Source organism: Lelliottia sp. F153, from assembly GCF_002870005.1.
Lineage (GTDB): Bacteria > Pseudomonadota > Gammaproteobacteria > Enterobacterales > Enterobacteriaceae > Enterobacter > Enterobacter nimipressuralis.
The window spans coordinates 506464-531923 of record NZ_PKFT01000002.1 but is presented as its reverse complement, the minus strand read 5'-3'; the positions used below and the strand labels follow the sequence as shown (position 1 = coordinate 531923).

Below are 25460 nucleotides of genomic sequence, written 5' to 3'. Positions count from 1 at the left end.
CCTTAACTGGCTTTCGTCGCGGCGGAATCTGGCGTGGCAACTACCGTGGCCCCAGGATGCACTTTTTGCAGGCCGCTGATGATGACGCGATCGCCCTCCTTCAACCCGTTCGTGATTAGCCAACGATCGCCAATGGCCTGAGGTGCCACCACGCTACGCGTTTCAACCTGTTCTTTGGCGTTCACGACCAGTACGGTGGCATCGCCACGAGGAGTACGCGTGACACCCTGTTGTGGAACGAGAATGGCATTCGGCTGGATGCCTTCATCAATGCGGGCTCGCACAAACATGCCCGGCAGCAGCATATGTTTAGGATTCGGGAAAACCGCACGCAGGGTAATGGAGCCGGTGCTTTCGTCCACCGTGACATCAGAGAACTGTAGCGTACCTTTCTCCGCGTAAGGCTGGCCGTTTTCCATCAACAGCTGCACGCTGCTGGTGCCGTCACCTTTTTGCAGGCTGGACTGCTTCAGCTGCATAAAGTCATTGCTCGACTGGGTGACATCCACATAGATCGGATCGAGTTGCTGCACGGTTGCCAGTGCGGAAGCCTGGCCGTTTGTCACCAGTGCGCCTTCGGTGACGCTGGATTTCCCAATTCGTCCATTAATCGGTGATGACACTTTGGTATAGGCGAGATTGATACGTGCTGTTTCGACGCCCGCTTGCGTAGCCGTTACGCTGGCATCGGCCTGTCTGGCGTTGGCGACTGCCTGGTCATACTCTTGTCGGCTGACATATTGTGTGCCCACCAGAGGGACATACCGTTTCACGGTCAAATGGGCAATGTTTGCCGCCGCTTCAGCTTTCACCAGCTCGCCTTTCGCACTGTCATAGGCGGCCTGATAGGACGCCGGATCGATCTGATACAGGGAATCGCCTGCTTTCACATCGCTGCCTTCGACAAAGTTACGGCGCAGAATAATACCGCTCACCTGCGGGCGGACTTCAGCGACGCGAAACGCATCCGTACGCCCTGGCAGCTCCGTGGTGATTGCCAGTGGCGCGCTTTTCACGACAAAGACAGTGACCTGGGGCACCTGCGCGCCTTGCTGCGCATTATCAGAACCATCACAGCCAGCAAGCAGTGCGGAGCAGACAATAAAACCGGATAAGGGTAAAAGCCTGAAGTGTTTCTTCATTACTGTTCCTTTAAAAACAATAAACTGATATTTGCCGTGAGGTTGTGAAAAGGATCGCGGGGCAAAGAGTCAGAAATCCAGCGCACATCATAATGAGGTACGTTGATGCTTTTTAATTTATAAGTGCGGCGAACAGGTTATTCAGATAAAAACCAGAGTCTGACGTGGCGAATCAACGATATAGTAATGGTGCGAAGCACTCAGGTTTAAATATCATCCAGCGTTACTTATATAGTTTATGAATTTAATGATGTTAATTCATTTGTTGTAATTATTGATTAACGCAATTGACTTTTTTTGATCAGAATAAAATCCCCCGTTAGGGAATACTTCCGCGACGAGGTATTTCTGGTTACGTGGCGAACTGTTCAGGTAATGGGTAAGAGGCGATGGCGCGTAAAACAAAAGAAGATGCACAGAAAACGAGACAGCAGCTGATCGAAGCCGCCATTACCCAGTTTTCGACGCGCGGAGTGGCGAGCACCACGCTGACTGATATCGCAGATGCCGCAGGCGTAACCCGTGGCGCGGTTTACTGGCACTTCTCCAGCAAAGCGGAAATTTTCAATGCGATTTGGGAGCAACAGATACCTTTATGCGATTTAATTCATGATCAGCTTTCCTTGTCAGGGAATGACGACCCTTTATGTGTTCTGCGCGAAAAGTTTGTCGCGGCGTTGCAATATATTTCCCGAAGCCCCCGACAGCGTGCACTCTTACAAATTCTGTATCACAAATGTGAATTTAATAATGAAATGACATCAGAGTGCGAAATTCGTCAGCGTATTGGTTTTAATTATGAAAACGTCCGCGTGTTGCTGGAGAAAGGGATGGCGAATGGCATGATCTCCCCACTTATAAATATCGATATGACATTGATTGTTTTTCACGGTTTTTTTAGCGGATTAATTAAAAACTGGTTAATGAACAGTGAGAATTTCAATCTTTACCAGCAAGCTCCGGCGCTGGTGGACAATATTCTGGCGACGCTCAATATGACTCGCACGTTACCGGAAAATTATTCTGTTGCCTCATGAAGGCAGGTAGTTTTTGAATTCATCGACGTTGTTGCACAGCTCCTCGACGGTCTGCGCCGTCACAGGTTTGCCTAACAGATATCCCTGAAGCGTATTACAGCCAAGCTCGGTGAGGAATTGCTGCTGGGCTTCCGTTTCCACGCCTTCAGCGACCACTTTCAGATTCAGCGTTTTCGCCAGCGCGACAATGGCGGAGACGATAGTGGCATCATCGCTTTTCCCGCTGAGATCTTTCACAAACGCGCGATCGATTTTCAGCTCGCAGGCGGGAAGCTGCTTTAGATAGAGCAGGCTCGAATAGCCGGTACCAAAATCATCGATAGAGGCCTTCACGCCTGCATTCGTCAGTTCCGTTAAGATCCTGACGCTCTCTTGCGGATTGTGCATTGCGGTGGTTTCTGTCACTTCCAGAATCAGTGATTCTGGCGGCAAATGGTGCTGCGCCAGGCAGTCGAGCACGGTTTTAACCAGCGTGGGTTGTTCGAACTGAAGTGTAGACAGATTGACTGCCATCGACCACGCCTTATGCCCCTGAAGGTGCCACTCGCGCAGCTGACGGCAGGCTTCGTTGATCACCCAGTTTCCTATCGGGATGATAAGCCCGGTCTTTTCGGCCAGTGGCAGAAACATGTCGGGACTCAGCAGCCCCTGTTTCGGATGCTCCCAGCGCAGCAGGGCCTCAAAGCCCAGAATCGGCCCGGCCGGCGCGTGGAATTTCGGCTGATAGTGCAGGCGCAGCTCGTCGCGATCAATCGCCAGCCACAGATCGTTCATCAGCTGTAAATGCGTCTGCGCCAGTGTGTTCATCGACGGCTGGAAAAAGTGATAACCGTTACGGCCCATATGTTTGGTGTGATACATCGCCGCATCAGCGTTGAACATCAGCTCACGATCGGATTTTCCGTCGTGCGGATAGAGCGCAATACCGATACTGACGGTCACGATCAGCTCGTAAGGATCGACGTTGAAAGGGCTGTCAATGGCGCGGACCAGCGCGCTGGCAAGCGAAGCGGCATCATCCGGGCCACCGATTTCTGCGAGCAAAACAAACTCGTCGCCGCCGATGCGGGCGAGGGTAAACTGGCCTTTCAGCGGAAGCAGCAGCCGCTCGGTGACTGCGACTAATAATTTATCGCCCGTATCATGGCCATAGGCATCATTCACCGCTTTAAAACCATCCAGGTCCATAAACATCAGTGCGAAATGGGTCCCTTCGCGGTCGGCCTTGCTAATTGCCTGATCGAGACGGTCTTCCAGCAAAACGCGATTCGGTAAACGGGTCAGCGTATCGTGAAGCGCCAGTTGGGCCAGCTCACGATTGGCTTCTGCCAGGGATGAGGCCAGCAGAGCGGTTCGGGCCTGCAGGCGGGCATCGAGCATGGACACCAGCAACGTGATCCCAAGGATAGAGAGTGCAACTACGCTGACCAGCATGGCCAGCCAGCTGCCGTTTATTCCGTGGTGATCCATCTCAGTGGAGAGCGGGAATTGCGCCGCTTTCATCCCCGCGTAGTGCATACCCGCGATGGCAATGCCCATCGTTATCGCTGCGCCCAGGCGCATCAGCGCGACCTGCGCGGCTTCATGGCGCAGCCGGAAGGTCAGCCACAGCGCCGCAAGTGAGGCCACAAGCGCTATCACTACCGAGATCGCAATCCAGGTCTTGTCCCAGATAATGCCCGGCGTCACTTCCAGCGCGGCCATACCGGTGTAGTGCATTGCGACGATGCCTGTGCCCATCACTAAAGCGCCCGGCAGCAGACGGCGTAACCGCAGCTGCTCGCCGCTGACCAGCCAAAGTGCAAACATCGACGAGCCGATAGCAATGATCATTGAGAGCACCGTTAGCGTCGGGCTATAGCTCATGCGCATGGAGAGATCCATCGCCAGCATGCCAATGAAATGCATCGCCCACACGCCGATTCCCATCGCCACGCCGCCGCCCGCCAGCCACACGCGTGCAGCGATACCCTGGCTGCACGCAACGCGCGCGGCCATGTTGAGCGCGGTATAGGCAGCAAGGATGGCAACAACGAAGGAGACGACAACGAGGATTTGGTTGTATTGGCTAACCAGCATGGTGGGTTTAACTCATTCTCAGTGAGAGGTTATGCGAAAGCGCCTGAAAGGGCAGTGACATTATCACCGGAACGGAATGACGAAAAGGGATTTAAATCCCCGTTTTTAATGGGTGATAAGGTGTTTTTTAATGATATTCGCAGCTTATTCCAGCTCTGAGCAGTTCACCAGTTTAAGCGGATTCACGGAATTCATATTGCGACACTTGTCGGTTTCGGTGCTCAGCAATTCGATCCACTGAATCAGCAGTGTATCAAAGAGGAAAACCGTGACAGCAAAGACAACCAGCCACCAGTATTTACGAATCATTGTGTCGTTCCGTGTTCAGGAAGAGGTCCAGTGAGGTGGGGGAAATATACACGAAAAGCGGGCGTTTAAAAGCGGAGTCACGCAAGGTTTACAAAGCCTTGACGGTTCAGATTGCGGCAATAAAAAAGGCGCATCCCCATGCCGAGTAGCGCCTTTTTAAACAAGCATTTAGCTAATCGAAATTAGTTCATGCCGTACTTTTTCAGCTTCTTACGAAGAGTACCACGGTTGATACCCATCATCAGGGCTGCGCGGGTTTGGTTACCGCGGGTGTATTGCATCACCATGTCCAACAGTGGCTGTTCAACTTCAGCCAATACCAGCTCATACAGATCATTAACATCTTGACCATTCAGTTGAGCAAAATAGTTCTTCAGTGCCTGTTTTACCGAGTCACGGAGGGGTTTTTGAGTTACCTGATCCTGAGAGTTAACGGTAGAAACGGTCAGTACGTCAGAATTTACGCGTTGTTCGAACATAGTTCTGTCAGCTCTTTATTTCTGTTTACGCAAAATTTTCGAAGTATGCCTCCAACGCCTCCAGCTGTACGCTGGCATCCTCTATGGCGTTGAATGTGCGCCGAAACTGGTCATTTGGAGCGTGCTCCTGGAGATACCAGGATACGTGTTTACGCGCAATTCGGTACCCTTTTGCCTGACCGTAAAAGTCATGCAGTTCCCGAATATGCGAACAAAGCAAGCGCTTAATCTCTGCCAGAGGCAGGGGAGCAAGCAACTCTCCAGTGTCCAGATAATGCTGGATTTCCCGAAAGATCCAGGGTCTTCCCTGAGCCGCACGTCCTATCATCAGAGCATCTGCCCCTGTATAGTCGAGCACAGCCCTGGCTTTAAGCGGGTCAGTTATGTCGCCATTCGCGATAATCGGAATGGAAACTTTCTGCTTAACTGCCCGAATGCTGTCATATTCCGCATTGCCGTTGAACAAACAGGCGCGAGTGCGTCCATGAATGGTCAGGGCCTGGATACCACAGTCTTCGGCCAGTTGGGCAATTTCTACACAGTTACGGTGTTCCGGCGCCCAACCAGTGCGAATTTTCAGCGTAACGGGAACGTCCACTGCGTTAACCACCCCCAACAAGATCGACTTCACCTGATCGGGGTATTGCAGAAGAGCTGAACCTGCCAGCTTGCGATTCACCTTCTTTGCCGGGCAACCCATATTGATATCAATAATTTGGGCGCCACTTTCAACGTTAATACGCGCGGCTTCCGCCATTTCTTCAGGATCGCTTCCGGCAATTTGCACGGTTCGAATACCTGGCTCGTCAATATGCACCATCCGAAGACGGGACTTGTCGCTTTCCCAAACCTGCGGGTTAGACGACATCATCTCGGAAACGGTTAATCCTGCTCCCATCTCGTAGCACAGCGTCCTGAAAGGCCGGTCAGTAATACCTGCCATAGGGGCTGCGATCAGGCGATTTCTAAGCTGGTAGTGTCCGATGCGCATGAGTTAAGAAATGACCATACTGTGACTGCAAGGCGGCGTATATTACGCATTTTTTGCACGAGATGAAAGGCCAAACTTTGAACAATCCGCTGTTACAGATCAAGGAATTGCTGCTCAGCAGGGTTGAAGGGAATTATTAATCATTTAAATCATTACGTTATGCCGTTACGGTTATTTTATGGGCGCTTACAATTTCCCGTAACTTCTCATCATTTCTGAATAAATGAATCACTTAATCGGGATAATCTGCTGTTTTAAGCAGCAGATTATCGGTCTTCTTTGCGATCTACGTCTCATTTTAGAACATGATCGCAGTTTGTCTGCTGAACATAATTTAACCGTAATGCGACCGTTGAGCGACTGTACCGGAGGGGTATTTTCGTGATGCTCGTATGAGTGAACTTCAGCTACGTTGCTTAAGACGCCAGCAGGTGTGGTTCTTAGACAGAAGTTTATGTAGGTAAGTGTAGAAGCCCCATTTCACCGCTGACATGTCACCGGCTAACCACTGTAATGTTGGGGGGAGAGAGAGCGCAGAAACGGCGTGGGAAAAGACCCACGCCGGAAGTCAGAATTACTTTTTGCTGCCGGTGATGCGGCACCACTCTTCTTTCTCGACGACAGGATCAAGAGTAAAGAGATCGGCGTAGGCTTCGCATACGCTTTCAGCCTGGCTTGCCAGAATACCGGACAGACCCAGCAGACCGCCCTCAACGGGCAGCACGCTGATTAACGGTGCCAGTTCACGTAACGGGCCTGCCAGGATGTTCGCGACCACCACATCGGCTTTCATGACCTCTGGCTGGCTATCCGGCAGATACAGCTCCAGACGATCGGAAACACCATTGCGCTGCGCGTTATCGCGGCTGGCCTGGATCGCCTGCGGATCGATGTCGATCCCGATAGCTTTGGCAGCGCCCAGCTTCAGTGCCGCAATCGCCAGGATCCCGGAGCCACAACCGAAGTCGATCACGGTTTTGCCTTCCAGATCCAGACCATCAAGCCATTGCAGGCACAGGGAGGTGGTCGGGTGGGTGCCGGTACCAAACGCCAGGCCCGGGTCGAGCATTACGTTCACGGCGTTCGCGTCAGGCACATCGCGCCAGCTAGGGCAGATCCACAGACGTTTACCGAACTGCATCGGGTGGAAGTTATCCATCCACTCGCGCTCCCAGTCTTTATCTTCCAGCTGCTCGATTTTATGCACAAAACCAACGCCCAGCAGCGGGTGATTTTCCAGGATCGCCACGACCTCTTTCATGTCGGTTTCGGCATCGAACAGACCAATGACATCGGTATCGCCCCACAGACGGGTTTCGCCTGGCAGCGGCTCAAACACCGGCGTGTCATGCGTGTCCTGGAAAGTAATGGAAACTGAACCCGCTTCCATTAACGCATCGCTCAGTTCTTCGGCATTGGCACCGGTTGTGTTCAGTTTTAGTTGGATCCACGGCATGGCAAAACTCTTTATTTATCAGTAGAAATGACGGCGGCCTGTGGGACGGGCTGACCAAAACGGTTCCCCACCACAAACGCCAGCAAACTTAACAGTAACGAAGGCACAATCGGATGGAAGCCCAGGTACTGAATCTTAAAGGTGGCGAGTACCGCGTAGAGTACGCCACCGACAATCATCCCGCTTAGCGCGCCCGCAGCATTCGCGCGCTCCCAGTACAAGCCCAGCACCAGCGGCCACAGGAACACCGCTTCCAGCCCGCCGAATGCCAGCAGGTTCAACCAGATGATCATCTCCGGTGGACGCCAGGCGGCCAGCATCATCAGAATGCCGAGTACCAGCGTGGTCCAGGTCGAAATGCGCTTCAGGCGATGCTCATTACGCATTTTAGTCGGCGTCGCGCTGAGCCACAGATCTTTAATGATTGTTGCCGAGGCCTGCAGCAGGTGCGCATTGACGTTCGACATGATCGCTGCCATCGGCGCGGCAAGGAACAGCCCGGCGGCCCATGGCGGCAACACCTGCACCATTAATGTCGGAATGACCTGATCCGGCACGGTCAGATGCGGAAGAATGGCGCGGCCTAATGCCCCTGCCAGATGCATTCCCAGCATTAACAGCGACACCACGATTGTGCCGATAATAATCCCACGATGCACCGCTTTGCTGTCTTTATAGGAGATACAACGCACCGCCGTGTGGGGCAGGCCGATGACGCCAAAGCAGACCAGCACCCAGAACGAGGTCATAAACGCCGGGGTCAAAATATCGTCGGCCCCGTGCGGGCTGACCAGTTTAGGGTCAATCTGCTCCAGGGTTTCAACGGCATTGTGCAAACCGCCCGCTGCATAGATCACGCCAACCAGCAGCACCAGGGTGCCAATCAGCATCACCATTCCCTGCATGGTGTCATTCAGCACGCTGGCACGGAAGCCGCCAAACGCGGTATAGAGCGCGATGGTAATCCCGAAGATCAACAGGCCATTTTCATATTTGATTCCCGCCGCCGTTTCCAGCAACCGCGCGCCGCCAATAAACTGCACGGCAATCGCACCGACGAAGGCGACCAGCAAACTGACGCTGGCGATCCAGACTACCGCCCGGTTCTGATACCGCGCCTGGAGCATGTCATTGAGGGTAATGGCGTTATAGCGTCGGGCGAGAATGGCGAATTTCTTGCCCAGAATCCCGAGCGAGAGCCAGATCGTTGGCACCTGAATCATCGCCAGCAGCACCCAGCCGAGACCATATTTGTACGCCGCACCTGGCCCGCCGATGAACGAGCTGGCACTGACATAGGTGGCGGTCAGCGTCATCGCCAGGACAAAACCGCCCATCGAGCGGCTTCCCAGGAAATATTCGCTGAGGAACGAACCGGTGCTGCGCTTGCGCATGGCGTAAGCGGAGAGGCCAAACACAATAAAGAGATAGATAACCAGAACGGCGATGATTTCAGTTTGCATCGCTATCCTCCAGAGAGATATCACGGAAGATAAAACGCACCATCAGCCAGCACAGCAGCGTAAATACCAGAGGCAACAGCAGACAGGCCATTTCAAACCAGTGCGGCAGGCCGGTAATTCCGGGAGCCGAACCAGGTAAGTAAGCAGTTACTAACCATGCAGCGAGATAGAGAAGGGTCAGCCACAGCGCCCAGCGCGCTTCTTTATGGGCTTGAACAAAACGCTTGTCCATTTTAAGTCCCTTGTGGATGAAGAAAGCGGGGATTGTACATGATGGGACACAGGCGATCCCCAGAAATAAAAAAGGCCGGAATATCCGGCCTTTTAACGCGTATGCGGTCTTACTTTTCGTGAAGGCCGAGTTTTTTCTCCAGATAGTGGATGTTCGTTCCACCATTCTGGAAGTTCTCGTCGTTCATGATACGAACCTGCAGATCAACGTTGGTTTTGATACCGTCGATGATCAACTCCTGCAGAGCGTTCTTCATGCGGGCAATCGCCACGTCACGGTTTTCGCCGTAGCAGATCAGTTTACCGATCATTGAGTCATAGTACGGCGGTACAGTGTAGCCCGCGTAGATATGAGATTCCCAACGCACACCAAAGCCACCCGGCGCGTGGAAACGCGTGATTTTACCCGGGCTCGGCAGGAAGGTATTCGGGTCTTCGGCGTTAATACGGCACTCGACCGCATGACCTTTCACCACGACTTCTTCCTGCTTGATGGACAGCGGTTGACCCGCAGCGATACGCAGCTGCTCTTTGATCAGGTCAACGCCGGTAATCATTTCGGTAACCGGGTGTTCAACCTGAATACGGGTGTTCATTTCGATGAAATAGAACTCGCCGTTTTCGAACAGGAATTCGAACGTACCTGCACCGCGATAGCCGATATCGACACACGCCTTGGCGCAACGCTCGCCGATGTAGCGACGCAGTTCCGGAGTAATACCCGGTGCTGGTGCTTCTTCGACGACTTTCTGGTGACGACGCTGCATGGAGCAGTCACGTTCTGCCAGATAGATTGCGTTACCCTGACCGTCAGCCAGCACCTGAATTTCGATGTGGCGTGGGTTTTCCAGGTATTTTTCCATGTAAACCATGTCATTGCTGAACGCAGCTTTCGCTTCAGCTTTGGTCATGGAGATGGATTGTGCCAGGTCTGCATCGCTGCGAACAACGCGCATACCGCGACCGCCGCCGCCGCCGGACGCTTTGATAATAACCGGATAGCCAATGCGTTTAGCATGTGCGCGGTTAGCATCCATATCGTCGCCCAGAGGGCCGTCGGAGCCTGGTACCGTTGGAACGCCTGCTTTCTTCATCGCGGTGATTGCGGACACTTTGTCGCCCATCAGGCGAATAGTGTCAGCTTTCGGGCCGATAAAGATAAAGCCAGAGCGCTCAACCTGCTCAGCAAAGTTGGCGTTCTCAGAGAGGAAGCCATAACCCGGATGGATTGCCACCGCGCCGGTGATTTCAGCGGCGCTGATGATTGCCGGGATATTCAGATAACTTTTTACGGACGGAGCCGGGCCAATACAGACCGTCTCATCCGCCAGTAATACGTGTTTTAAATCGCGATCCGCGCTTGAGTGCACAGCGACGGTCTTGATGCCCAGTTCTTTACAGGCACGAAGGATACGCAGTGCAATCTCGCCACGGTTGGCGATGACAATTTTATCCAGCATGTTCGCCTCGTTACTCGATGACGACCAGCGGCTCGTCAAATTCTACCGGCTGACCACTTTCGACCAGAATCGCTTTAACAACACCTGACTTGTCAGCTTCGATCTGGTTCATCATTTTCATGGCTTCAACGATACACAGGGTATCGCCTGCATTGACTTTCTGACCCACTTCGCAGAACGCTTTAGCGTCCGGGCTTGGCGTGCGGTAGAAAGTACCAACCATCGGGGAACGTACGATGTGACCACTGATTTCTGCGGCTGCTGCAGCCGGCGCTTCTGCTGCCGGGGCAACTGCGTTAGACAGAGCAGGCTGCTGCTGCATCACAGGTGCAGCATAAGCCTGCTGCATGACCGGGAAGCTAGCGGCTGGCGCTGCACGGCTGATGCGTACAGACTCTTCGCCTTCAGAAATTTCCAGTTCGGAGATGCCTGATTCTTCAACCAGCTCGATCAGTTTTTTAATCTTACGAATATCCATGAGTGGGTTCCGTACTCTTGTTTAGTGTGATTGTGACAGGCGTTTTACCGCTGTCTGTAAAGCGTATGAATAACCGTCAGCACCCAGTCCGCAGATAACGCCAGCAGCGATATCCGACAGATACGAATGGTGGCGGAACGGCTCTCGGGCATGCACATTGCTCAGGTGGATCTCGATAAACGGGATGTTTACCGCAAGCAGTGCGTCGCGGATAGCAACACTGGTGTGCGTAAACGCGGCCGGATTAATCAGGATATAGTCCACAGTGTCTTTAGCCTGATGAATACGGTCGATGAGTGCGTACTCCGCATTAGACTGAAAATGGTCAAGACTCACGTTAAGCGCAGCTGCTTCCGTCCCAAGACGGTTAACAATTTCGCTTAATGTCAGCGTGCCGTACTTCTCGGGTTCGCGGGTACCGAGCATGTTCAGGTTCGGTCCGTTCAAAACTAAGATGTGCAACTTTCCAGTCATTGTGCCGCTATCTCCTGCGATTCTCGGGTAAAAAACAAAATATACCTTCGATGCGCAATTGTCACCCTTTCAGGGGATGAAAAACCCCTCCAGGAAAACCAAGGTCGCACATTATAACGATTTCGTAGCATTTAGCAGCTAAATACTGGTCTTATCAGGGAAGATTATCAACCGCAATTGATAAAAGAAGCGCGGTTGATAAGTAATCTGCGGGAATACGCACAGTTTCGCGAACTATCGCCACCACTGGCGGAACTTCTTGTAGCGCCATATCAGCAGCGCCAGAGCCAGCAGCGCGTAGATAATAGGCTGAGGGGATAATATCTTCACCGACCATAGATAATGTATCGGGGCCAGGATCGCCACAAGATAGACGAAGTTATGCAAAAGTTGCCAGCGCAGGCCCAGTTTTCGCTGTGCGTACTGCGTCGACGTGAGCGTCAGCGCCAGTAAAATCACCCAGCTGATAATCCCTAACGTAAGATACGGACGCGATACCAGCTCGCTGCCTAACAATGCCAGATTATTAATGCCCAGCTCCAGCAACGTGTAGCTGGTGAGATGGACCGTCGCCCAGGCAAAACACCATAGCCCTAAAAGACGTCGTGTTCGTATCAATAATGGCTGTTTAGCGTAGCGCGCCAGTGGGGAAATCAGCAAGGTTGCCAGCAAAAATTTCAGAGCCATCCTACCGGTAAAGTGTTGAATATCTTTGGCCGGATCGGCGCTGAAATAGCCCTGACTGGCTGCCCAGAACAGCCATATAAAAGGAAGCAAACCGGCCAGATGTAATAGCACTTTTAGCCAGGTGATCTGTTTTACGGTTAAGCGCACTTAAAAATTCTCCCGCAAGTCCAGCCCGCGATAGAGTGAGGCCACTTCGTCGGCATAGCCATTGAACAGCAGCGTTGGCTGGCGTTTCACGTCCAGCGCGCCGCCGGAACCGATAAAGCGCTCGGTCGCCTGAGACCAGCGCGGATGATCGACGTGCGGGTTAACGTTCGCGAAAAAGCCATATTCGCCCGGCGCGGCAAGGTTCCAGGTGGTCGGCGGGCGCTCTTTGGTGAGCTTAATGCTGACAATCGATTTAATCCCTTTGAAGCCATATTTCCATGGCACCGTTAAACGGATGGGGGCACCGTTTTGCGGCGGCAGCGCTTTGCCATATACCCCGACGGTCAGCAGCGTCAGCGGATGCATGGCCTCGTCGAGGCGCAGCCCTTCGACATACGGATACTCCAGCCCGCCACCGATAAAGCGGTCTTTCTGCCCTGGCATTTGCTCTGGCGAGTAAAGCGTCTGGAAAGCGACATAATTGGCATCGCTGGTGGGCTCGGCCATCGCCAGCAGTTTGTGCAGCGGGAAACCGATCCACGGCACCACCATCGACCACGCCTCAACGCAACGCATCCGGTAAATACGCTCCTCAAGGGGGAAACGGGTCGTGAGATCGTGATGGTCAAAAGTGAGCGGTTTGGCGACTTCGCCCTCAATTTTTAAGGTCCAGGGATCGGTTTTCATGCTCCCGGCATTGGCGGCGGGATCGGCTTTATCGAGGCCAAACTCATAGAAATTGTTATAGCCCGTCACTTTATCTTCCGGCGTCAGCGCAAGTTTGTTCTGCCATTGTGCAGGTTTGGTAAAGGATAGCGGCTGGCCAGAGGGGGCTTTTGGACGGTCGTTCCCCTTGAACCAGTCAAGCAGGTCGGCATGGGCGTTGGGGGTGAGGGTTAGGGCGGTAGCGCTGATACCGAGCATCTTCAGGATCTGGCGGCGCTGTAGCATAAAGACAGATTCGGCCGTTACATCGGCTTCCGTCAGTTTTCTGTTTTTCATGGCATCCTCCGGCATGCATTTTTCTAAGCATGACGGAGGAGTCGGGTTATCGCGAATATGTCACGAAAATTTGAAGATTAAGCAATTTTCACCAGCGCCCGGCCCTGGAAATGGTTGCTAATGATTTTTCCGGCATACTCCGGAGCCTGGTCCAGCGTAATTTCGGTGGCGCTTTGGCTGAAGAAGGACTCCGGCAAATCACGCACCAGACGTTCCCATGCCTGCGTGCGACGCGCCGCTGGCGTCATCACGGAATCCACACCCTGCAGACGCACATTACGTAGGATAAATGGCATCACGGTTGTTGGCAGCGCAAAACCACCCGCCAGACCGCAGGCCGCCACGCATCCGCCGTAGTTCATCTGTGCCAGCAGTTTTGCCAGCACTTTATCGCCCACGGTATCCACCGCACCCGCCCAGACCTGTTTTTCCAGTGGACGGGTTTCGCTGAACTCTTCGCGTCCCAGAATACGGTTTGCGCCCAGTGAACGCAGGTAATCATGTGTGCTTTCGCGCCCGGTAACAGCGGCAACCTGATATCCGAGTTTGTGCAGCAGCGTCACTGCGGTACTGCCCACGCCACCGCTGGCGCCGGTCACGACCACTTCACCGGAGTCCGGGCGAACGCCTGCCTCTTCCAGCGCCATTACGCATAGCATCGCAGTGAAACCGGCGGTGCCGATGATCATCGCTTTGCGGCCATCGAGACCTTTTGGCATCGGCACCAGCCAGTCACCGTTGACGCGCGCCTGCGTGGAGAGGCCGCCCCAGTGGTTTTCCCCCACGCCCCAGCCGGTCAACAGCACCTGCTGTCCTGGGTGAAAGCGCGGATCTTCGCTGGAATGCACGTGGCCTGCGAAATCAATTCCCGGAATCATCGGAAAATTGCGGATGATTTTCCCGGTGCCCGTGATGGCGAGAGCATCCTTATAGTTCAGGCTGGACCAGTCGATATCCACAGTCACGTTCCCCTCCGGGAGACGGTTTTCCTCAACGGATTGAACCGACGCCAGAGTTTTGCCGTCTTGCTGTTCTAAGATCAAAGCCTGCATACAGATGTCCTCACTAAGCATGATGATTGGAAAATAATTTCTGAAGACTATACTCGCTCATTGAAACGCTATGCCGATTTAACGCAATAAATTGCCAGATAGACCAGGTTTGGTAGTATGCCCCTGCTAAACGCAAGTTAGCACTTACTTGCACTTTAACTGCCTCCCCATCAACCAACGGAGTGATCTCAAGGATGCGATTAACGACGAAATTTTCAGCTTTTATTACGCTGCTGACGGGGCTGACTATCTTCGTCACCCTGATGGGGTGCTCGCTAAGCTTTTATAACGCCATTCAGGACAAACTGACCAACCGCGTGCAGTCCGTGGCTTCGGTCATTGATTCGCGACTGGTCACGTCAACGTTGCCCGCGCTGTCTCAGCAACTGGATGAGCTGATGGTGCCGGTGGATATTGTACACATCGACATTCTACAGGGTAGCAAAGTCCTCCTGAGCCATGCGCGTCAGAGCAGCTATCGCCCGGCCGGGACGCTGGCACAATACCGCGAGATGACGATTCACTCCCTGAAAAGCCCTGGGGTGACCATCAGGCTGGTCTATCAGGACCCGATGGCGAACTATTTCCGTTCGCTGATGACCACTGCACCGCTCACCGTTGCGGTGGGTTTTATTGTTGTGCTGATTTTTCTGGCGGTGCGCTGGCTTCGACGCCAGCTTTCCGGACAGGAACTCCTGGAATCGCGATCTGTACGTATTTTAAACGGTGAACGAGGTGCTAAGGTGCGCGGGTCTGTTTATGAATGGCCGTCGCGGACCAGCAGCGCGCTGGATGTGTTGCTTTCAGAAATCCAGTTCGCCAGCGATCAGCGCAGCCGTATGGATACGTTGATTCGGTCCTACGCCGCCCAGGACAATAAAACCGGGCTGAATAACCGCCTTTTCTTTGATAATCAACTGGCCACGCTGCTGGAAGATACCGAAAAGGTGGGTACTCACGGGGTGGTGATGGTTATCCGACTGCCCGATTTCGATCTGTTGCGCGATACCTGGGGCCGCTCGGTGGCGGAAGAACATCTCTTTACGCTCATCAATTTGTTATCGACCTTTATTATGCGCTATCCCGGTGCGCTGCTGGCGCGCTACCACCGCAGTGATTTTGCCGTGTTGCTGCCGCATCGGACGCTGAAAGAATCGGAAAGCATCGCCAGTCAGTTGCTGAAAGCGGTCGATGCGCTGCCACCAACCAAAATGCTCGACCGGGATGATATGGTTCATATCGGCATTTGCGCCTGGCGAGGCGGCCAGCAAACTCAACAGGTGATGGAACATGCCGAAGCGGCCACGCGTAACGCGGTGCTGCAGGGGGCGAATGGCTGGGCGGTTTACGATGATTCTCTGCCGGAAAAAGGGCGCGGCAACGTGCGCTGGCGAACGCTCATTGAACAGATGCTGAGCCGCGGCGGGCCACGAATTTATCAAAAACCGGCCGTACTGCGTAACGGCCAGGTGCATCACCGCGAGTTACTCTGCCGTATCTTCGACGGCTCGGAAGAGGTTGTCTCCGCCGAATATCTGCCGATGGTGCTGCAGTTTGGTCTGTCGGAAGAGTACGACCGGCAGCAAATTACGCGCCTTATTCCATTTTTATCTTTCTGGCCGGAGGAAAATCTGGCATTACAGGTAACGGTAGAATCGCTGATTCGCCCGCGTTTTCAGCGCTGGCTGCGTGATGTGCTGATGCAATGTGAAAAATCGCAGCGGAAACGTATTATTTTTGAACTTGCAGAGGCAGATGTTTGTCAACATATCAGCCGTTTACAGCCGGTCGTCCGTTTGATGAATGCACTCGGTGCTCGCGTGGCAGTGACTCAGGCGGGTTTAACGCTGGTCAGTACCAGTTGGATCAAGGAGCTGGATGTGGAGCTGTTAAAGCTGCATCCGGGGCTGGTCAGGAATATTGAAAAGCGCACGGAAAACCAGCTGCTGGTTCAGAGTCTGGTGGAAGCGTGCAAGGGAACGCAAACGCAAGTCTTCGCCACTGGCATACGTTCACGCAGCGAATGGCAGATGTTGACGGAGCGCGGTGTCGCGGGTGGTCAGGGGGATTTTATTGCTACCTCTCAGCCGCTTGACAGCAATGTGAAAAAATATTTGCAAAGATACTCTGTTTGACCTGCCGTTTAATTTGTTTTCACGTAGAATATCGCGCCTGTAGCTTTGAGTATGACGAGCAAAACGCCAGTCGTTTACCTGGACGGGTTACAAATGAAAGCGAGTGACGCAGCTGTTAACTCAGCCCTGATGGAGTCAGGAAATAAATTTGTAACATAAGGAAACGTGCTGCACTAATTTTCACCGTAGCAGATGATTTTTGCGCCTTGTCGCTGCTACGTGTGGTTGGTAAAGTAAGCGGATTTTAATTTTTCCGCCCCAGCTTTCAGGATTATCCCTTAGTATGTTGAAAAAATTTCGTGGCATGTTTTCCAATGACCTGTCCATTGACCTGGGTACCGCGAATACCCTGATTTATGTAAAAGGACAAGGCATCGTATTGAATGAGCCTTCCGTTGTGGCCATTCGTCAGGATCGTGCCGGCTCCCCGAAAAGCGTGGCAGCCGTAGGACACGATGCGAAGCAGATGCTGGGTCGTACCCCAGGCAACATCGCCGCGATCCGCCCAATGAAAGACGGCGTTATCGCTGACTTCTTCGTGACTGAAAAAATGCTTCAGCACTTCATTAAGCAGGTTCACAGCAACAGCTTCATGCGCCCAAGTCCGCGCGTGCTGGTCTGTGTGCCAGTCGGTGCAACTCAGGTTGAACGCCGTGCGATCCGTGAATCCGCTCAGGGCGCAGGTGCGCGCGAAGTCTTCCTTATCGAAGAGCCGATGGCTGCTGCAATTGGTGCGGGTCTGCCGGTTTCTGAAGCAACAGGTTCCATGGTGGTGGATATCGGTGGTGGTACCACTGAAGTGGCCGTCATCTCTCTGAACGGTGTGGTTTACTCCTCTTCCGTGCGTATCGGCGGTGACCGTTTTGATGAAGCCATCATTAATTATGTGCGCCGTAACTACGGCTCTCTGATCGGTGAAGCCACCGCAGAGCGTATTAAGCACGAGATCGGTTCTGCTTACCCTGGCGACGAAGTCCGCGAAATCGAAGTTCGTGGCCGTAACCTGGCTGAAGGCGTTCCGCGTGGCTTTACCCTGAACTCCAACGAAATCCTCGAAGCGCTGCAAGAGCCGCTGACCGGTATCGTGAGCGCGGTGATGGTTGCGCTGGAACAGTGCCCGCCAGAACTGGCTTCCGACATCTCAGAGCGCGGTATGGTTCTGACCGGTGGTGGCGCGCTGCTGCGTAACCTCGACCGCCTGTTAATGGAAGAGACAGGTATTCCTGTCGTAGTTGCAGAAGATCCACTGACTTGCGTAGCCCGTGGTGGTGGCAAGGCGCTGGAAATGATCGACATGCACGGCGGCGACTTGTTCAGCGAAGAGTAGTCGGTTTGAGAGGGTAGCGAAGGCTACCCTTTCTCTCTGACACGAGAATACGCATAGCCTATGAAGCCAATTTTTAGCCGTGGCCCGTCGCTGCAGTTTCGCCTGATCCTGGGGGTGCTGGTAGCGCTTGGAGTCATCATCGCCGATAGCCGCCTCGGTATGTTCAGCCAGATCCGAACATACATGGATACCGCCGTCAGTCCTTTCTACTTTGTATCAAATGGTCCCCGTGAATTACTCGACAGTGTTTCTCAAACCTTGTCATCACGCGACCAACTCGAGCTTGAAAACCGTGCACTGCGCCAGGAATTGCTGCTGAAAAACAGCGAGCTGCTGATGCTGGGTCAGTATCGCCAGGAAAACGCCCGTCTGCGTGAGCTGCTGGGATCGCCGCTGCGTCAGGACGAGCAGAAAATGGTGACTCAGGTGATCTCCACCGTTAACGATCCGTACAGCGATCAGGTGGTCATCGACAAAGGCAGCGTGAACGGTGTTTACGAAGGCCAGCCGGTCATCAGTGATAAAGGCGTTGTGGGCCAGGTGGTTGCTGTTGCTAAGCTCACCAGCCGCGTTTTATTGATCTGTGATGCCACCCATGCGCTGCCGATTCAGGTACTGCGTAATGATATCCGTATTATTGCGGCCGGTAACGGCTGTACGGACGATCTGCAGCTGGAGCATCTGCCAGCCAACACCGATATTCGTGTGGGTGATGTTCTGGTCACCTCCGGTCTCGGCGGGCGTTTCCCTGAAGGTTATCCGGTGGCGGTTGTCTCGTCGGTGAAGCTGGATACGCAACGTGCGTATACGGTGATTCAGGCTCGTCCAACTGCGGGCTTACAGCGTCTGCGCTATTTGCTGCTGCTGTGGGGCGCCGATCGTAACGGTATCAACCCGATGACGCCAGAAGAGGTGCATCGCGTGGCCAATGAACGCTTAATGCAGATGATGCCGCAGGTTCTGCCTGCGCCGGACTCCATGGGGCCGCCTGCGCCAGTGCCTGCACCTGCGACGGGATTAACGCAGCCTCCTCCGGATGCACCGCTGCCGCCACAAATCTCCTCGGGAGGGCAGTAGTGGCGAGCTATCGTAGCCAGGGACGCTGGGTAATCTGGCTCTCGTTCTTCATCGCGTTATTACTGCAAGTCATGCCCTGGCCGGACGACATTCTCGTTTTCCGGCCAAACTGGGTGCTGCTCATTTTACTCTACTGGACCCTCGCCCTGCCGCACCGCGTAAATGTGGGCACGGGTTTTGTGATGGGTGCCATACTGGATCTCATCAGTGGCTCAACGCTCGGCGTGCGCGCCCTGTCGATGAGTATTATTGCGTACCTCGTTGCACTGAAATTCCAGCTTTTCCGTAACCTCGCGCTCTGGCAACAGGCGTTGGTGGTGATGTTGTTGTCCCTCGCCGCGGATATCATTGTTTTCTGGGCTGAGTTTTTAGTGATCAACGTCTCTTTCCGACCGGAAGTGTTCTGGAGTAGTGTAGTAAACGGTGTGCTCTGGCCGTGGCTGTTCCTGCTGATGCGTAAAGTTCGCCAGCAGTTTGCCGTGCAATAAAAGGTTTCTATGACGTCTTTATTTCTTGCCTCTGGTTCCCCGCGTCGTCAGGAGTTACTCACTCAACTGGGTGTCTCTTTTGAACGTATCGTCACCGGTATTGAAGAAAAACGGGGCGATGGCGAAAGCGCGCAGCAGTATGTGTCTCGTCTGGCCCGGGAAAAAGCCCTGGCTGGCGTGGCGCAAACCCCGCGTGATTTGCCAGTGCTGGGGGCAGATACCATCGTGATTCTCAACGGTGAAGTGCTCGAGAAACCGCGTGACGGTGAACATGCGGCGCAAATGCTGCGCAAATTATCCGGACAAACGCATCAGGTGATGACGGCGGTTGCACTGGCAGACAGCCAGCAGGTGCTGGATTGTCTGGTGGTCACGGATGTCACGTTCAGAGTGCTTACCGATGAGGAAATCGCCGGTTATATCGCCAGCGGTGAACCTATGGATAAAGCAGGTGCATACGGTATTCAGGGGCTGGGTGGCTGTTTCGTCAGGAAGATTAATGGCAGCTATCACGCCGTAGTCGGCTTACCGCTGGTGGAAACGTATGAGTTGCTGAGCAATTTTAACTCACTGCGTGAGGGAAGGGATAATTATGACGGCTGAATTGTTGGTAAACGTAACGCCATCGGAAACCCGAGTGGCCTATATTGATGGCGGCATTCTTCAGGAAATTCATATTGAGCGCGAAGCGCGACGCGGAATAGTAGGCAATATCTACAAAGGTCGTGTCAGTCGTGTACTACCGGGTATGCAGGCGGCATTTGTAGATATTGGCCTTGATAAAGCAGCGTTCTTGCACGCCTCGGATATCATGCCGCACACCGAATGTGTCGCGGGTGAAGAGCAAAAGCAGTTTACCGTTCGCGACATCTCCGAGCTGGTCCGCCAGGGGCAGGATTTGATGGTCCAGGTGGTGAAAGATCCCCTCGGTACCAAAGGCGCCCGTCTGACGACCGACATCACTTTACCTTCTCGCTACCTGGTCTTTATGCCGGGCGCTTCACACGTCGGTGTTTCTCAGCGTATCGAAAGTGAAAGCGAGCGCGAACGCCTGAAAAAGGTGGTCGGCGCTTACTGCGACGAGCAGGGCGGTTTTATTATCCGTACCGCGGCAGAAGGGATCAGTGAAGACGATCTGGCCTCCGATGCGGCGTACCTGAAACGCGTCTGGACCAAAGTCATGGAGCGTAAAAAACGCAACCAGACCCGCTATCAACTGTACGGCGAGCTGGCGCTGGCGCAGCGTGTGTTGCGCGATTTCGCTGATGCGCAGCTCGATCGCATCCGCGTGGATTCGCGTCTGACCTACGACGCGCTGCTCGAATTCACCGCCGAATACATCCCAGAGATGCCTGGCCTGCTGGAGCATTACACCGGCCGCCAGCCGATCTTTGATCTCTTTGACGTCGAGAACGAAATCCAGCGCGCGCTGGAGCGCAAAGTGGAGCTGAAATCCGGCGGCTATCTGATCATCGATCAGACGGAAGCGATGACCACCGTGGATATCAACACGGGGGCATTTGTCGGCCACCGCAATCTCGACGACACCATCTTTAACACCAACATCGAAGCGACGCAGGCCATCGCGCGTCAGCTCCGTCTGCGCAATCTTGGCGGCATTATCATCATCGACTTTATCGATATGAATAATGAAGATCACCGCCGCCGCGTGCTGCACTCCCTGGAGCAGGCGCTGAGCAAAGATCGGGTGAAAACCAGTATCAACGGTTTCTCTCAGCTTGGTCTGGTGGAGATGACCCGCAAGCGCACGCGTGAAAGCGTTGAACATGTGCTGTGCAACGAATGCCCAACCTGCCACGGACGCGGCACGGTAAAGTCCGTGGAGACGGTGTGCTACGAAATCATGCGTGAAATTGTCCGCGTCCATCACGCCTACGACTCCGACCGTTTTCTGGTCTATGCTTCCCCTGCGGTGGCAGAAGCACTGAAAGGCGAAGAGTCGCACGCGCTGGCGGAAGTGGAAATCTTTGTCGGCAAGCAGGTAAAAGTACAAATCGAACCACTCTATAACCAGCAGCAGTTTGACGTGGTGATGATGTAAGAGGCAGCAATGCTGCAAGAGAACGGCTGACAAGGAGAGATGCGTGAGGCGATTGCCAGGAATTTTACTGCTTACAGGGGCAACGCTTGTCGTCATTGTCGCGTTGCTCGTGAGCGGACTGCGCCTCGTGTTACCGCATCTCGACAGCTGGCGCCCGCAGGTGCTGGCAAAGATCGAAAGCGCCACCGGCATTCCCGTTGACGTCAGCCAGCTGAGTGCCAGCTGGCAAAATTTCGGCCCAACGCTGGATGTCCGCGATATCAACGCCACGTTGAAAGATGGCGGCCATCTCAAAATCAAACGCGTGACGCTGGCGCTGGATGTCTGGCAAAGTTTGCTGCACATGCGCTGGCAGTTTCGCGATCTCACCTTCTGGCAGCTTCAGTTTCTGACCAACACGCCTCTAAACCAGGGCGATAACAGCAAAGGCATCGAGACCAACCGCTTCAGCGATCTTTTCCTGCGCCAGTTCGATCATTTCGATCTGCGCGACAGCGAAATCAGTTTTATTACCCTCTCCGGGCAACGGGCCGAACTGGCGATCCCGCAGCTCACCTGGCTTAACGGCAAAGATCGCCATCGCGCCGAAGGGCAGGTGAATCTCTCCAGCCTGAACGGGCAGCACGGCATCATGCAGGTGCGCATGGATCTGCGCGACGACAACGGCCTGCTGAATAAAGGCAAAGTCTGGCTGCAGGCCGACGATGTGGATGTCAAACCCTGGCTGGGCAAATGGATGCAGGATAACGTTGCGCTGCAAAGGGCGCGCTTCAGTCTTGAAGGCTGGCTGACGCTGGCTGACGGTGACATCTCCGCAGGGGATGTGTGGCTGAAGCAGGGCGGCGCGGCGTGGAAAGGGGATACGCAATCCCATGATATGTCAGTCGATAACCTGACGGCACACGTCACCCGTCAGGGCGACAGCTGGCAATTCTCCATTCCCGATACCCGTATCACTATGGACGGCAAAGCCTGGCCGCGCGGCGCATTAACGATGGCGTGGGTGCCTGAGCAGGAAGTGGGTGGCGTGAACAACAAACGCAGTGATGAGCTGCGTATCCGCGCCAGCAATCTCGATCTGGCGAGTCTCGACGGTTTACGGCCTATCGCGAACCGCATATCAACTGCGCTCGGCGAAGTCTGGGAAGCCACACAGCCGAGCGGCCAGATCGACACCCTGGCGCTGGATATCCCTCTGCAGGCCACAGAAAAAACCCGTTTTCAGGCCTCGTGGAAAGCGCTCTCCTGGAAGCAGTGGAAGCTGCTGCCCGGTGCCGAACACTTTGGCGGAAAGCTTGAGGGCAGCGTCGAAAACGGCAGACTGACGGCGGAAATGAATGACGCCAAAATGCCGTACGAAACGGTTTTCCGTGCGCCGCTGGAGATTGAAAAAGGTACTGCGATCCTTAACTGGCTGAACAACGAGAAAGGTTTTCAGCTTGATGGCCGTGATATCGACGTAAAAGCCACCGGCGTTCACGCGCGCGGTAATTTCCGCTATCTGCAGCCGGAAGGCGATGAGCCATGGCTGGGGATTCTGGCCGGTATCAGCACTGACGATGGCGGCCAGGCATGGCGCTATTTCCCGGAAAACCTGATGGGCAAAGCGCTGGTTGACTACCTGAGCGGCGCGATTCAGGGCGGTCAGGCCGATAATGCCACGCTGGTTTATGGCGGCAATCCGCACCTGTTCCCGTACAAACACAACGAAGGCCAGTTCCAGGTTCTGGTGCCGCTGCGCAATGCGACTTTCGCCTTCCAGCCCGACTGGCCAGCGCTGAAAAACCTCAATATCGAACTGAATTTCCTGAACGACGGGCTGTGGATGAAATCCGACAGCGTCGCGCTGGGCGGCGTAACCGCCAGTAATCTGAAGGCGGTGATTCCGGATTACTCGAAAGAGAAGCTGCTGATCGACGCGGACATTAACGGGCCGGGCAAAGCCGTCGGGCCTTATTTCGACGAGACACCGCTGGATGATTCGCTGGGCGCTGCTTTGCAAGAGCTGCAAATCGATGGCGATGTGAATGCCCGCTTGCATCTCGACATCCCGCTGGATGGCGAGATGACCACCGCCGAAGGTGATGTGGTGCTGAACAACAACAGCCTGTTTATCAAGCCGCTAGATAGTACGCTCAAGAACCTGAGTGGCAAATTCAGCTTTGTGAATGGCAATCTGAAAAGCGGGCCGCTGAAAGCCAACTGGTTTAATCAACCGATTAACGTGGATTTCAGCACCACTGAAGGTGAAAAAGCCTATCAGGTCGCCGTCAATATGGATGCTAACTGGCAGCCCGCGCGGATGGACGTGCTGCCAAAGCCGGTGGCCGAATCTATCGACGGAACGGTTGCCTGGAACGGTAAAGTGGCCATCGACCTGCCTTATCGTGGAAGTGCGCACTATAAAGTCGACGTGACCGGCAATCTGAAGAATGTAAGCAGTCACTTACCTGCGCCGCTGGATAAGAAAGCCGGGCAGCCACTGCCGATGAACATCAACGTGCAGGGCGATCTGAACAGCTTTGCCCTCACTGGTAATGCTAACGGTACAAATCACTTCAACAGTCGCTGGTTGCTCAGTCGCAAACTGACCCTCGACCGGGCCATCTGGACCACGGACAGCCGCACCATTCCGCCACTCCCAGAGCAGCCAGGCGTTGAGCTGAACCTGCCCGCGATGGACGGCGCTGAGTGGCTGGCGATGTTTAACAAGGGCGTTGGGCAAAATGTGGATGAAGCTGCCCAGTTCCCGCAGCGCGTGACCGTCCGTACGCCGTCGCTGACGCTGGGCGGGCAGCAGTGGAATAACCTCAGTATTGTCTCTGAACCAACCCTCAACGGGTCGACGGTGGAAGCGCAGGGCCGCGAGATTAACGCCACGCTCACAATGCGTGACAATGCGCCATGGCAGGCGGCAATTCGTTATCTTTACTACAACCCGACGACGGCCACGAAAGGGCAAACGGGAGCGGCTTCGCCGTTAGCCGAGGTTTCAAAAGTGGATTTCAGCGGCTGGCCGGATTTACAACTGCGCTGCGCGGAGTGCTGGCTGTGGGGTCAGAAATATGGCCGCATCGACGGTGATTTTGCCGTGAAGGGCAACACCCTGAGCCTCGCGGGCGGCCTGATTGATACCGGCTTTGGGCGTCTGACGGCGGACGGAGAGTGGGTGAATGGCGCGGGCGAACAGCGCACCTCCCTGAAAGGTAGAATCAAGGGCAACAAGCTGGATGCGGCGGCGAATTTCTTTGGCGTCAGCACACCGCTGCGCGGCTCTTCCTTCGATGTTAATTACGATCTGCACTGGCGCGCCGAGCCGTGGAAACCGGACGAAGCTACGCTGAACGGCATCCTCAAAACCAATCTGGGCAAAGGCGAAATCGCCGACGTCAGCACTGGCCACGCCGGGCAGCTCTTACGTTTACTGAGCTTTGACGCGCTGCTGCGCAAACTGCGTTTTGACTTCAGCGATACCTTCAGCGAAGGGTTCTATTACGACTCTATTCGCAGTACGGCGTGGATCAAAGACGGCGTTCTGCATACGGATGACACGCTGGTGGATGGCCTGGAAGCCGATATCGCCATGAAAGGCTCGGTGAATCTGGTGCGTCGCGAACTGGATATGGAAGCGGTGGTTGCGCCGGAGATCTCGGCGACCGTCGGTGTCGCTGCCGCATTCGTGGTCAACCCGATTGTGGGCGCAGCGGTGTTTGCCGCCAGTAAGGTGCTGGGGCCGCTGTGGAGTAAGGTCTCAATCCTGCGCTATCGCATTACCGGCCCGGTCGATAAGCCGCAGATTAATGAGGTGCTCCGTCAGGCGCGCAAAGATGCACAGCAATGATTTGACGCGGGCGAGTAATTGCCCCACTCTCATAAATAATGAA

22 protein-coding genes are annotated in these 25460 nt (G+C 54.3%); 8 read left to right on the top strand and 14 right to left on the bottom strand.

Annotated features, from left to right (window positions below; genetic code table 11):
- Positions 1-2 precede the first annotated feature (2 nt).
- Positions 3-1142, bottom strand: a complete 1140-nt coding sequence (locus F153LOC_RS09715) for an efflux RND transporter periplasmic adaptor subunit (RefSeq protein ID WP_102105527.1) — start codon at positions 1140-1142, stop codon at positions 3-5.
- Positions 1143-1531: 389 nt separating this feature from the next.
- Here F153LOC_RS09715 and envR point away from each other — a divergent pair, with 389 nt between their 5' ends.
- Positions 1532-2179: an acrEF/envCD operon transcriptional regulator gene (gene envR, locus F153LOC_RS09710; protein ID WP_102105526.1), complete on the top strand. Its 648-nt coding sequence runs from the start codon at positions 1532-1534 to the stop codon at positions 2177-2179.
- Here envR and F153LOC_RS09705 read toward each other — a convergent pair.
- The 13 genes from F153LOC_RS09705 to F153LOC_RS09640 all read right to left on the bottom strand — a co-directional run bounded on the left by F153LOC_RS09705 (position 2174) and on the right by F153LOC_RS09640 (position 14487).
- A complete protein-coding gene (locus F153LOC_RS09705) occupies positions 2174-4258 on the bottom strand; it encodes a bifunctional diguanylate cyclase/phosphodiesterase (protein WP_102105525.1) in 2085 nt (694 codons plus the stop codon). The genes envR and F153LOC_RS09705 overlap by 6 nt on opposite strands.
- A 144-nt stretch (positions 4259-4402) precedes the next feature.
- Positions 4403-4567 carry a DUF2556 family protein gene (locus F153LOC_RS09700; RefSeq protein ID WP_100778674.1) on the bottom strand — a complete coding sequence of 55 codons (165 nt, stop codon included), beginning with the start codon at positions 4565-4567 and terminating at the stop codon, positions 4403-4405.
- 182 nt (positions 4568-4749) lie between these two features.
- Positions 4750-5046 (bottom strand): DNA-binding transcriptional regulator Fis, encoded by a 297-nt coding sequence (fis, locus tag F153LOC_RS09695; protein WP_000462905.1) that lies wholly within the window; start codon positions 5044-5046, stop codon positions 4750-4752.
- A gap of 25 nt (positions 5047-5071) precedes the next feature.
- Positions 5072-6037: a tRNA dihydrouridine synthase DusB gene (gene dusB / locus F153LOC_RS09690; protein WP_100778675.1), complete on the bottom strand. Its 966-nt coding sequence runs from the start codon at positions 6035-6037 to the stop codon at positions 5072-5074.
- A gap of 574 nt (positions 6038-6611) precedes the next feature.
- Positions 6612-7493, bottom strand: a complete 882-nt coding sequence (gene prmA, locus F153LOC_RS09685; RefSeq protein WP_100778676.1) for a 50S ribosomal protein L11 methyltransferase — start codon at positions 7491-7493, stop codon at positions 6612-6614.
- 11 nt (positions 7494-7504) lie between these two features.
- Entirely contained in the window at positions 7505-8956 is a 1452-nt protein-coding gene (gene panF, locus F153LOC_RS09680) for a sodium/pantothenate symporter (RefSeq protein ID WP_100778677.1), read from the bottom strand.
- On the bottom strand, positions 8946-9188 hold the full coding sequence (locus F153LOC_RS09675; protein WP_102105524.1) for a YhdT family protein: 243 nt from the start codon (positions 9186-9188) through the stop codon (positions 8946-8948). The genes panF and F153LOC_RS09675 overlap by 11 nt, the downstream gene beginning before the upstream one ends.
- A gap of 109 nt (positions 9189-9297) precedes the next feature.
- A complete protein-coding gene (accC, locus tag F153LOC_RS09670; protein WP_100778679.1) occupies positions 9298-10647 on the bottom strand; it encodes an acetyl-CoA carboxylase biotin carboxylase subunit in 1350 nt (449 codons plus the stop codon).
- A 10-nt stretch (positions 10648-10657) separates the two neighbouring features.
- Positions 10658-11125 (bottom strand): acetyl-CoA carboxylase biotin carboxyl carrier protein, encoded by a 468-nt coding sequence (gene accB / locus F153LOC_RS09665; protein ID WP_100778680.1) that lies wholly within the window; start codon positions 11123-11125, stop codon positions 10658-10660.
- A gap of 21 nt (positions 11126-11146) precedes the next feature.
- Positions 11147-11599 (bottom strand): type II 3-dehydroquinate dehydratase, encoded by a 453-nt coding sequence (gene aroQ, locus F153LOC_RS09655; RefSeq protein WP_102105523.1) that lies wholly within the window; start codon positions 11597-11599, stop codon positions 11147-11149.
- 234 nt (positions 11600-11833) lie between these two features.
- Positions 11834-12433, bottom strand: coding sequence for a protein-methionine-sulfoxide reductase heme-binding subunit MsrQ (gene msrQ / locus F153LOC_RS09650; RefSeq protein WP_102105522.1), 600 nt, complete (start codon positions 12431-12433; stop codon positions 11834-11836).
- On the bottom strand, positions 12434-13435 hold the full coding sequence (msrP, locus tag F153LOC_RS09645) for a protein-methionine-sulfoxide reductase catalytic subunit MsrP (protein ID WP_102105521.1): 1002 nt from the start codon (positions 13433-13435) through the stop codon (positions 12434-12436).
- A gap of 77 nt (positions 13436-13512) precedes the next feature.
- Entirely contained in the window at positions 13513-14487 is a 975-nt protein-coding gene (locus F153LOC_RS09640; RefSeq protein ID WP_102105520.1) for an MDR family oxidoreductase, read from the bottom strand.
- Between the two features lie 194 nt (positions 14488-14681).
- Here F153LOC_RS09640 and csrD point away from each other — a divergent pair, with 194 nt between their 5' ends.
- The 7 genes from csrD (at position 14682) to yhdP (ending at position 25417) form a co-directional block, all read left to right on the top strand.
- Positions 14682-16622, top strand: coding sequence for an RNase E specificity factor CsrD (csrD, locus tag F153LOC_RS09635; RefSeq protein WP_102105519.1), 1941 nt, complete (start codon positions 14682-14684; stop codon positions 16620-16622).
- Positions 16623-16905: 283 nt separating this feature from the next.
- The gene (gene mreB / locus F153LOC_RS09625) at positions 16906-17949 is read left to right on the top strand and encodes a rod shape-determining protein MreB (RefSeq protein WP_000913396.1); all 1044 of its coding nucleotides are present in this window, start codon (positions 16906-16908) and stop codon (positions 17947-17949) included.
- Between the two features lie 60 nt (positions 17950-18009).
- Positions 18010-19026 (top strand): rod shape-determining protein MreC, encoded by a 1017-nt coding sequence (gene mreC / locus F153LOC_RS09620; protein ID WP_100778686.1) that lies wholly within the window; start codon positions 18010-18012, stop codon positions 19024-19026.
- Entirely contained in the window at positions 19026-19514 is a 489-nt protein-coding gene (gene mreD, locus F153LOC_RS09615; RefSeq protein WP_095283628.1) for a rod shape-determining protein MreD, read from the top strand. The genes mreC and mreD overlap by 1 nt, the downstream gene beginning before the upstream one ends.
- Positions 19515-19523: 9 nt before the next feature.
- Positions 19524-20117: a nucleoside triphosphate pyrophosphatase gene (locus tag F153LOC_RS09610; protein ID WP_102105518.1), complete on the top strand. Its 594-nt coding sequence runs from the start codon at positions 19524-19526 to the stop codon at positions 20115-20117.
- Entirely contained in the window at positions 20107-21576 is a 1470-nt protein-coding gene (gene rng, locus F153LOC_RS09605) for a ribonuclease G (RefSeq protein WP_100778688.1), read from the top strand. The genes F153LOC_RS09610 and rng overlap by 11 nt, the downstream gene beginning before the upstream one ends.
- A 43-nt stretch (positions 21577-21619) precedes the next feature.
- The gene (gene yhdP, locus F153LOC_RS09600) at positions 21620-25417 is read left to right on the top strand and encodes an AsmA2 domain-containing protein YhdP (RefSeq protein ID WP_102105517.1); all 3798 of its coding nucleotides are present in this window, start codon (positions 21620-21622) and stop codon (positions 25415-25417) included.
- The last annotated feature ends 43 nt before the right edge of the window (positions 25418-25460 follow it).

Excerpts from the sequence above, each read along its gene's own strand:
- F153LOC_RS09705 (WP_102105525.1), bottom strand. The coding sequence starts at position 4,258 with ATGCTGGTTAGCCAATACAACCAAATCCTCGTTGTCGTCTCCTTCGTT.
- F153LOC_RS09715 (WP_102105527.1), bottom strand. The coding sequence starts at position 1,142 with ATGAAGAAACACTTCAGGCTTTTACCCTTATCCGGTTTTATTGTCTGC.
- accC (WP_100778679.1), bottom strand. The coding sequence starts at position 10,647 with ATGCTGGATAAAATTGTCATCGCCAACCGTGGCGAGATTGCACTGCGT.
- mreC (WP_100778686.1), top strand. The coding sequence starts at position 18,010 with ATGAAGCCAATTTTTAGCCGTGGCCCGTCGCTGCAGTTTCGCCTGATC.
- mreB (WP_000913396.1), top strand. The coding sequence starts at position 16,906 with ATGTTGAAAAAATTTCGTGGCATGTTTTCCAATGACCTGTCCATTGAC.
- F153LOC_RS09610 (WP_102105518.1), top strand. The coding sequence starts at position 19,524 with ATGACGTCTTTATTTCTTGCCTCTGGTTCCCCGCGTCGTCAGGAGTTA.
- csrD (WP_102105519.1), top strand. The coding sequence starts at position 14,682 with ATGCGATTAACGACGAAATTTTCAGCTTTTATTACGCTGCTGACGGGG.
- panF (WP_100778677.1), bottom strand. The coding sequence starts at position 8,956 with ATGCAAACTGAAATCATCGCCGTTCTGGTTATCTATCTCTTTATTGTG.
- prmA (WP_100778676.1), bottom strand. The coding sequence starts at position 7,493 with ATGCCGTGGATCCAACTAAAACTGAACACAACCGGTGCCAATGCCGAA.
- rng (WP_100778688.1), top strand. The coding sequence starts at position 20,107 with ATGACGGCTGAATTGTTGGTAAACGTAACGCCATCGGAAACCCGAGTG.
- aroQ (WP_102105523.1), bottom strand. The coding sequence starts at position 11,599 with ATGACTGGAAAGTTGCACATCTTAGTTTTGAACGGACCGAACCTGAAC.
- F153LOC_RS09640 (WP_102105520.1), bottom strand. The coding sequence starts at position 14,487 with ATGCAGGCTTTGATCTTAGAACAGCAAGACGGCAAAACTCTGGCGTCG.
- dusB (WP_100778675.1), bottom strand. The coding sequence starts at position 6,037 with ATGCGCATCGGACACTACCAGCTTAGAAATCGCCTGATCGCAGCCCCT.
- fis (WP_000462905.1), bottom strand. The coding sequence starts at position 5,046 with ATGTTCGAACAACGCGTAAATTCTGACGTACTGACCGTTTCTACCGTT.
- envR (WP_102105526.1), top strand. The coding sequence starts at position 1,532 with ATGGCGCGTAAAACAAAAGAAGATGCACAGAAAACGAGACAGCAGCTG.
- msrP (WP_102105521.1), bottom strand. The coding sequence starts at position 13,435 with ATGAAAAACAGAAAACTGACGGAAGCCGATGTAACGGCCGAATCTGTC.
- accB (WP_100778680.1), bottom strand. The coding sequence starts at position 11,125 with ATGGATATTCGTAAGATTAAAAAACTGATCGAGCTGGTTGAAGAATCA.
- F153LOC_RS09700 (WP_100778674.1), bottom strand. The coding sequence starts at position 4,567 with ATGATTCGTAAATACTGGTGGCTGGTTGTCTTTGCTGTCACGGTTTTC.
- F153LOC_RS09675 (WP_102105524.1), bottom strand. The coding sequence starts at position 9,188 with ATGGACAAGCGTTTTGTTCAAGCCCATAAAGAAGCGCGCTGGGCGCTG.